The sequence below is a fragment of the Mycobacterium sp. genome (assembly GCF_032161845.1).
In the GTDB taxonomy this organism is placed as follows: Bacteria; Actinomycetota; Actinomycetes; order Mycobacteriales; family Mycobacteriaceae; genus Mycobacterium.
In genome coordinates this window covers 1-8,094 of record NZ_JAVRQA010000416.1, presented here as the reverse complement: position 1 = coordinate 8,094, position 8,094 = coordinate 1, and the positions used below count along the sequence as shown (strand labels likewise).

At 65.8% G+C, this 8,094-nt stretch carries 10 protein-coding genes; 5 read left to right on the top strand and 5 right to left on the bottom strand.

Annotated elements, in window-relative coordinates; translation table 11 throughout:
- Nucleotides 1-189: acyl-CoA-like ligand-binding transcription factor (locus tag QOD90_RS22570; RefSeq protein ID WP_526353244.1), on the top strand; the 189-nt coding region annotated here is incomplete at its 5' end.
- A 7-nt stretch (nucleotides 190-196) separates the two neighbouring features.
- On the opposite strand, the gene QOD90_RS22565 is transcribed toward QOD90_RS22570, so the two are convergent.
- Nucleotides 197-1,237, bottom strand: a complete 1,041-nt coding sequence (locus QOD90_RS22565; protein ID WP_526353242.1) for a spirocyclase AveC family protein — start codon at nucleotides 1,235-1,237, stop codon at nucleotides 197-199.
- A 151-nt stretch (nucleotides 1,238-1,388) separates the two neighbouring features.
- On the opposite strand from QOD90_RS22565, the gene QOD90_RS22560 reads away from it, so the two are divergent.
- The 3 genes from QOD90_RS22560 (at nucleotide 1,389) to QOD90_RS22550 (ending at nucleotide 3,533) form a co-directional block, all read left to right on the top strand.
- A complete protein-coding gene (locus QOD90_RS22560) occupies nucleotides 1,389-2,303 on the top strand; it encodes a spirocyclase AveC family protein (RefSeq protein WP_526353240.1) in 915 nt (304 codons plus the stop codon).
- A gap of 17 nt (nucleotides 2,304-2,320) precedes the next feature.
- On the top strand, nucleotides 2,321-2,473 hold the full coding sequence (locus QOD90_RS22555; RefSeq protein ID WP_526353238.1) for a DUF7156 family protein: 153 nt from the start codon (nucleotides 2,321-2,323) through the stop codon (nucleotides 2,471-2,473).
- A 187-nt stretch (nucleotides 2,474-2,660) separates the two neighbouring features.
- Nucleotides 2,661-3,533, top strand: a complete 873-nt coding sequence (locus QOD90_RS22550; RefSeq protein ID WP_526353236.1) for a 3-carboxyethylcatechol 2,3-dioxygenase — start codon at nucleotides 2,661-2,663, stop codon at nucleotides 3,531-3,533.
- Here QOD90_RS22550 and QOD90_RS22545 read toward each other — a convergent pair.
- Nucleotides 3,502-4,572 (bottom strand): CaiB/BaiF CoA transferase family protein, encoded by a 1,071-nt coding sequence (locus QOD90_RS22545; protein WP_526353234.1) that lies wholly within the window; start codon nucleotides 4,570-4,572, stop codon nucleotides 3,502-3,504. The genes QOD90_RS22550 and QOD90_RS22545 overlap by 32 nt on opposite strands.
- A 149-nt stretch (nucleotides 4,573-4,721) precedes the next feature.
- Between QOD90_RS22545 and QOD90_RS22540 the strand changes: the two genes are divergently transcribed.
- Nucleotides 4,722-5,909, top strand: coding sequence for a CaiB/BaiF CoA transferase family protein (locus QOD90_RS22540; protein ID WP_526353232.1), 1,188 nt, complete (start codon nucleotides 4,722-4,724; stop codon nucleotides 5,907-5,909).
- Nucleotides 5,910-5,917: 8 nt separating this feature from the next.
- Here QOD90_RS22540 and QOD90_RS22535 read toward each other — a convergent pair whose 3' ends face one another.
- The 3 genes from QOD90_RS22535 to QOD90_RS22525 form a co-directional block, all read right to left on the bottom strand.
- A complete protein-coding gene (locus QOD90_RS22535; RefSeq protein WP_526353230.1) occupies nucleotides 5,918-7,255 on the bottom strand; it encodes a TetR/AcrR family transcriptional regulator in 1,338 nt (445 codons plus the stop codon).
- 12 nt (nucleotides 7,256-7,267) lie between these two features.
- Complete coding sequence (locus QOD90_RS22530; protein WP_526353228.1) at nucleotides 7,268-7,723, bottom strand: MaoC/PaaZ C-terminal domain-containing protein; 456 nt, start codon at nucleotides 7,721-7,723, stop codon at nucleotides 7,268-7,270.
- The coding region (locus QOD90_RS22525; protein ID WP_526353226.1) for an FAS1-like dehydratase domain-containing protein at nucleotides 7,720-8,094 on the bottom strand (375 nt) is incomplete at its 5' end. The genes QOD90_RS22530 and QOD90_RS22525, both read right to left, overlap by 4 nt.

Here is an 8,094-nt window from a genome sequence, read left to right as displayed (position 1 = left end):
GAGACGGTTGCGAAGGTGATCGCCGACCGGCGACGCCTTCCGACGCCGGACGACGAATGCCGATTGCTGGCGTCCATCGGGATGTTGCTCATGGAGCGCGCACTGAACCAGTGGCTGACCGCGCCGGGCCGCAACCTGGACGACATCATCCGCCAGGAGTTCGCCGCGCTGCCCGCCGTCCTGAAGTAGGACGCACCTAGGGATCGTCGAAACGGGTGCCATCGGGACAGGCACGCGGCGTATCGGGTCCGCAGTATTGCGTGCGCAGGTAACTCGGGTAGGTGTCGGTGGGTCCGGCGTAGAAGCCTGCAAAGTTCACCGGGAGGTCGTACACGCCGATCGCCACCACGTGCAGGAAGCCTGTGACCGCCAGCACGCGCAGGAGTCCCTTGATTCGCGGTCCGGCCCAGTGCAGCGTCTCCACGCCCGCCTCCACCCGGATCTGACCCTTGTGGTTGCGGAAGAACATCAGTGCCCCGCTGGAACTCAGCACCAGAGACCAGAGGATGGGACCGTAGAGCGGTATCTGCACCGTCTGCCCGGCCCAGAGCGTGACACCGGGGATCGACGCCGGATACGCGACGAGGCCGTGATGCACGGCGAAGATCTCGAGTGGAAACTCGATGGCGTACACCGCAAGCCAGCCGCAGCAGAACGTCCGGACGGGCCCAAGCGTCGGCCATCGACCCCGCGCGCGGCCCATGGCCCACCGTGCGATCTTCCCCATCGCCAGAGGCATCCAGATGTAGATCATCCCGATCATCAACACCGGCTCGGCCATGAAACGGCTTCCGGGACTGAGCGATCCGGGGACGTTCTCCATCCAGTTGCCGAAGTTGACCAGTCCGGCGTTGTAGAACAGCACCGGCTGGAACCAGTTGATCAATGGGTCATGCCACCATGCGATCGTCGAGCCGATCACCACGGCGGCCTCGATGCACAGTCGGCGCTCGCGAAGGCTCTTGCGGACGACGTAGACGATCGTCATCAGCGCCAATATCGGGCAGGCGACCTGAAAGACAGTCATCGCCAGCTGGGTGCCGCCCGGGATCGGATCGGAACCTGGCGCCACTCGAGTCGCATTTCCGGAAACGATCCACGACGTATAGACGTAGGTGGCGACAGCGACGCACACGGCGCCGACACCGGACCAAAACAGTATGGGGCGAATCGTCCTGCTCGGCTCGGCCGGCGACTCGCTGCGGCCGACCACTTCTGGACTCTTGAGATCCGTCACTGCAGCGCCCTCCTTGGCCATCTACCAAAGATGGCAGTTCACTGCCATAGTGTCAACGATCGAGCAGTTTGGTGACACGGCGCCATGTAGTGAACTAGGTTACCTATGTAGTAGTTGAACTAGTCGTCTGAACTTCTGTCGAGAGGCAACGATGCTCTTCGCCGCGTCGGACTTGGTCCCACCCGCAACCCTCGAACCCTCCGGGGTTTGGTTCTTCAACTGGGTCATGCCGATCGTCGGCAGCATCTTCATCGTCCTTGCGATAGCCGACGTGGTCCGGCGTCGCCGGCTGACCTGGGGATTCCTCTTCCTGTTCAATAGCCTCGCCGTGTACTGGATGGAGACCATCGGCGACTGGGGTCAGATGCTGTTCTACAGTCCAGCCTTCGCCGAACACCACCTACTCGAATGGCTGCCCCTCAAGACGCCGAACGATCCGTTGTTCATGCCCTTCGCCTACGCGGTGTACTGGGGAATACACGCGCTCCTCGTGTTGTGGCTGAGCCAATGGGTGTCATCGAAGTTCGGTTGGAGCATGCTCAAATCCATGCTGGTGCTGGCGATTCCGGTAAATTACGTCTGGGACTTCGTCGTCGAAGGCACCGCAACGGCGATGGGATGGTGGACCTACGATCCGGGCATCGGGCCCGTGCTCGAATGGGGCAACGGCGGTCGCATCACCCTCCTGTGGACCATCGGCATCATGTGCGTGTGGCCCAATCTGATCGCCTACTGGGCGGGCAAGCCGCCGATTCGGGGTCTCAACCACTTCGAGCGCTTCTGCCATTTGGATCGTTTCACCATTCCGAAGGAGTCGTCGCGTCCGTCCCCCGATACCGCGACTCCTGGCGGGGTCGCCGTTGTCACCAGGCAGGCACACTCGACCAAGCAACAGCAGTTCGATGACTACCTCAACTACGAGGTGACGATTCCTCGATGGCGATTCGAGCTCATGCGCCTCGGCGCCTGGTTCGTCGTCTTCCAGGTCACCTTCTTCGTACTACTAGTGGTTCCGCTCGTGGTGTTGCGCTGGGCAACCGGCGCCGATAGCCCCTACATTCCCTGATCGCGAAGGAGCCCAACATGAAGGACCTACCCGCTGAGTTCTTCCTCCCGCCGCAGACCAACGCTGGGTTGATGAAGGAAACCGTCAGGCTGGTTGCAGGATGCGTGGCGTTCATCGTGATCCTCGGCATCATCGTGGCGCTGACGCAGGGAATCGTCATCACGGTCTGACGTCGGGTCGGTCGCCGTGCGGCAGCGCTCAGACGCACTGGTCCGATGTGCACCAACGGAGACGTCGAAAGCCGCTGAGCGAATGGCAATTCGGGTGAACGCGCCAGTCGCGAACCCACTAGCGAGGCCATCGTCCGAGGCGGGTAGTCGACGGACCCCATCCTCATCTAACATTAGTGTCACTTCTATGGAAGGTACGGACGTGACGTCACAACGGCTAGTTGTCTGCGCAAGCCACAGCCCTGGTAAGGAGCGCGATGTCGAGCACGTCTTCGGTCGGGAGTTCCGCTCGGCGTTGATGGCGGCCGCCGACCGCGTGCAGCGGTTCGATCCGGACGTGGTGCTCGTGTTCGGCGGTGACCACCGCCGCGCGTTCCGTCACGTGGTTCCCGCCTTCGGCGTGGCGTTGTCCGCCTCGATCCTGGCGGAAGGCGGCCACCAGGCCGGCGACCTCGACGTGCCTCCCGCGACGGCTCGCCGACTCTGCGAACACCTGCTGTCGAACGGCTTCGACGTCGCCGCCTGCCGTGACATCGGGCTGGATCACGCGTTCGCCCAACCCGTTCGGGACCTGCTCGGCGAGCTGACGGTCAAACCTGTCATTCCGATAGCCGTGAACTGCGCCACCGCTCCCCTGCCTGCCGGGCGTCGGGTGGCCGACTTCGGTGCCGAGGTCGGCCGGTTCCTCGATGGGGTCGACGGGCGGGTCCTGGTCATCGGCACCGGCGGGCTGTCACATTCGCCACCCAGCCTGGAGGTCGACACCTATGACCTCAGCGATGAGGACCGGGCACGGATCATCGCCGAGGGCATGGCCGACGCACGCACGAAGATCCGGCCGGACTGGGACACCGAAGTGCTGAATGCGATGGGGGCCTGGGATGTCGAAGCGTTGGTGCGACTGGTGGATGGTGCACACGTCCGCGCCGGCGCTGGCGCCAACGAGGTCAGAACCTGGCTCGCCGCGGGCGCCGCGGGCGGCGGCCGACCGGTGACTCCCCTGGTCTACGAACCGGTGCCCGAGTGGATCACGGGAATGGCTGTCGCCACGTCGGCATGACCGAATATGTCTGCGCACCTGCAGGCGGCGGTGCAGGAGTCCGCGAGAACAACGGAGCGGGCGCGGGTTGCCGGATCCCGTCGACGTCGACGAACACGTTGCGTGCCACAAGATGTGGATCATCCATCGCCTCGGCCGCGGACAGCACCGGCGTCACGCAGGCGTCGCTTTCCGAGAACACTCGCGCCCAGTGGTCACGCGGGTGCCTGCGGAACGCGTCGGATAGCGCATCGCGCATCGCAGGCCACCCATCGCGATCACGCTGCGGGCCGAGCAATACCGGGTCGAGCTCCAGTAGTCGCAACATTTCGGCGAAGAACTCCGGTTCGAGCGCGCCAACGGCCACGTAACCGCCGTCGGCGCATTCGTACGTGCGGTAGAACGGTGCCGAGCCGTCGAACACGTTCGCGCCCCGCTCATCTGACCAACGGCCGTCGGCACGCATCGCCCACAGCACGTGGCCAAGCACCGGTGCGCCGTTGACGATCGCGGCGTCGATCACCTGACCCCGTCCGGACGCCTGACGTTCGACCAGAGCGGAGAGCACGCCGACCACCGCGAACAGCGAGCCACCGCCGTAGTCGCCGACGAGGTTCAGCGGGGGCGGCGGCGGACGGTCCGGCGTACCCATGGCATGCAGCAGCCCGGTGAGGCCGACGTAGTTGATGTCGTGGCCGGCCTGCTGCGCGCGGGGGCCCGTCTGCCCCCATCCGGTGATGCGGGTGTAGACGAGTCCCGGATTGCGACCACGACATTCAGCGGGTCCCAGACCGAGGCGTTCGGTCACCCCCGGGCGGAATCCCTCGAGCAGGACGTCCGCCCCGTCGATGAGTCGCCCTACCCGTTCGAGATCACCGGAGTCCTTGAGGTCGGCGACGACTACCCGACGGTTTCGCAGTTGAGCGCCGCCGCCACCCCCGGGCCGCTGCACCCGCACGACCTCGGCACCGAGGTCGGCGAGCATCATGGCGGCGTGAGGGCCTGGACCCATACCGGCCAATTCGACGACCTTCACCCCGGCCAGAGGACCAGCGGACACAGCTCGCGCACCGTCTACCACTCGATCAGCCTAACCGCTATCTGACGGATCGTACATATTCGATATATCCCTCAAGGGCATTGATAACGACCGCCGCCAGAACTGTTAGCGTCTATCTGACATCACCGTCATGACTACGGGAGGCCTAGATGGATGCACCGTTGGCGGACATCACCGTCGTGAGCCTCGAGCAGGCCGTCGCAGCACCGTACGCAACGCGACAACTCGCCGACCTCGGCGCGCGCGTCGTCAAGGTAGAGCGCCCAGAGGGTGGTGACTTCGCAAGAGGTTATGACCGCGCGGTGCATGGCGAGTCGAGCTACTTCGTCTGGCTCAACCGCGGCAAGGAATCGGTGACGCTGGACCTCAAGCATCCCGACGGCCTTCCCATCGTGCACCGACTGCTCGACGGTGCCGACGTGCTGGTCCACAATCTCGGGCCGGGTGCGGCGGCGAGGATGGGTCTCGACGCCGGCGCGGTGTCCCGCTCACACCCACGGGTCATCACGGCGACGATCAGCGGCTACGGCGAGGACGGCCCGTGGCGTGACCGCAAGGCCTACGACCTACTGGTGCAAGCCGAGGCCGGACTGCTGTCGGTCACCGGTTCACCAGCCGAGGTAGCGCGTACCGGCGTATCGATCGCAGACATCGCCGCGGGGATGTTCACGTTCTCGGGAATCCTCACTGCGCTCTACGTCCGCGCCACAACCGGCGCCGTCCGGCCCGTGTCCGTGTCGCTGTTCGACGCGTTGGTCGAATGGATGTCCCAGCCGATGTACTACGGCGGTTACGGCGGACCTCCGCCGGCGCGTACGGGTGCTCGACATCCGACGATAGCCCCGTACGGGCCGTTCGCCGCCGGTGACGGAGGGACCGTGTTGCTCGCCGTGCAGAACCCGCGCGAATGGCAGCGGCTCTGCGAGATCGTCTTGGACAGGCCAGATCTCGTCACCGATCCACGATTCGCCACCAACCCGGACCGGGTCGCACACCGCGATGAGCTGGAGGCGATCATCGCCGCCTCAGTCACACGGCTGACCGCCGAGGAGCTCGAGCTGCTACTGGAGCGTGCCGGCGTCGCCCACGCGCGGATGAATTCCGTCGAGCAGTTGTGGCGGCACCCGGTGCTGTCGGGCCGCAACCGTTGGCACGAGGTCCAGACTCCGGGCGGCCCCGCAGCCGCGCTGCCCGCGCCCGCGGGCCTTGCCGGCGTCGATCCCCTTGTCGGTGATGTACCCGCCCTAGGGGCACACAGCCGAAAGGTACTGACCGCGTTGGGATATTCGACGACGGACATCGACCGCCTAGTCGCCGCGGGCGTCACGACGACGTAGCCCGAGGCCTACGTCCGACCGAAGAAGCCGCGCCGGATGAAGGTCATCAACAGCTCGATGACCTCGTCGTCACCGATCGGTTCGGGGAGGTCGAGCGCGGCCTGCGGCACCCGTGTGACGAGCGCGCGCAAGATCAGGGCCGAAACCACGGGGTCGAACGGGTAGGGCCCCGACTCTCGGATCAGCATCTTGGCCGCACCGATGTCCATCAACACCTGGCCGTGCTCGCCGATGCCGACGATGGTCGGATCGTCGGTAGTGCCCTCGGCCCAAGCCTCGATACATCCGGAGTAGCGGTCGTAGAACTCGACGTAGGTGGCGAGCCAGTGCCGCAGAGTCGGTTCCTCCGCGACGGGATCGACGAGCGCGATGCGTTCCGCGAATGCGGCTCCAGCACCGTAGATCTCGGCAGCGACGGCAGCAAGCAGATCCTGTTTGTCGCTGAAGTACTTGTAAAACGTGCCCCGCGCGACGTCGGCTGCCGCGACGACGTCGTCGACGCTGGTGCTGCGGTATCCGCGGGCCCGGAACTGGGCGGCGCCTGCATCGGCGAGAGCGTTGACGGTGCTGACGGCTCGCTTGCTCAACGAGGCGGTGCGCTCGGCGATGGACAACCCCTCGACGTCCGGCGCCGTTGGCACCTCGACGGCGTCCACGTCCGCCGTCGGGTCGGAGCTACCGTGCAGGTTCAACGTCGTGAGCACCGAGGCAGGAGTGTCGGGGAACAACGCCAGCTGAAGGAACACCGAGAGCGAGTCGACCACGTCCTTGGCACTGCGGCCATAGTCGCGGTCGGTGTGCACGAACAGATTGATGCGGTGCACCAAGGCGGTCATCGTCATCGCGGCGACCTCGGGGTCCAGACCTTGCAGACCCGAAGCTGCCAGCCTCTCGGCGACCCGGTGGTTGTAACTGCGGACGAAGCGGCTGATCTCGGGCCGGACCTTGGTGTCCGACGATGCGATCGCGGTCCACTGCACGAACATCGTGGAGTACTTCTCGAAGACCCAGCTCCACTCGCCCAGCCACCAATTGAGGTTGTCGAAGCCGACCTCGTCCGGCCCGAGGGGCCCGATGCGCCGCGCCACCCGGAACAAGGCGCCGCCGCACTCGTTGAGCAACTCGAGGAAGATCTCGTCCTTGCCCTTGAAGTATTGATACAGCGTGGCCCTTGATACCCCGGCGGCCTTTGCGATGGCGTCGACCGACGTGTCGAAATACCCGAGGCGGCCGAAGAGTTCCAGCGACACCTCGGTGATGCGGCCGCGGGTGCTCGCGCCCCTGGCACCGATGGCGGGGCTGGAGGGGCCGTAACTGGCCCGGCGGACGATCGAGGCGTCGGACATGGTCTGTGCAGCCTATGACCGATCCGAGCCAACCGCGTCGCGCCGGGGCGCGTTTCGCGGGATGAGGAACTCCGCGCTCCCGCTGATGGCGACGCCGCCGGTCTGCCGGGTAGCGGTGAGTTCGACGCTCACCCGGTCGCCGTTCGGCTCCTCGGACACCGCGGTCACGGTGCCCGCGCAGGTCAGCACGTCACCGGGCCAGACCTGCTCGCGGAACCGGACACCGAAGCGCCGCACGCCGGGTGCGCCCAGCCAGTCCGTGGCGAAACCAGCAAGCAGCGCCGCGGAGAACATGCCTTGGGCGAACACCGACGGATACCCCGCCGATCGCGCCATTTCGTCGTCGTAGTGCATCGGGTTGAGGTCACCGGATGCCCCCGAGTAGCGGACGAACATCTGCCGGGTCAACGGTCCGAAGTCCCGGGGTGGTGCCTGCGTGCCCACACCGAGTGCGGTGGGAAGGCTCATTTCGGCGCGGTTTCGATGAACGTCGCCCTGGCCTCGGCCACCAACGTGCCGGTGGCATCGCGGTACTCGGTGAGGACCGTCGCGAAGCGCATCTCACCTCCGCGCTTGCCGGGCTTGGCGTACCGCTCGACCACCTTCTCGCGAGCGGTGAGCGCGTCACCGGCGGCGGGCAGGTCGGAGTGGAAGACGAACTCCTGCTCGCCGTGCAACAGCCGCTTGCGATCGAATCCGACGCTCACCCGCACGTCGGGCGGCGCCCACCTGGCGGCGCTGGTTAGAAATGTCGGCGGAACGATCGCGTGGGGACCGCGGTAGGCGGGATCCTCGCACAGCATGGCATCGGCGAACTCCGCGATCTTGCCGCGCTCCAC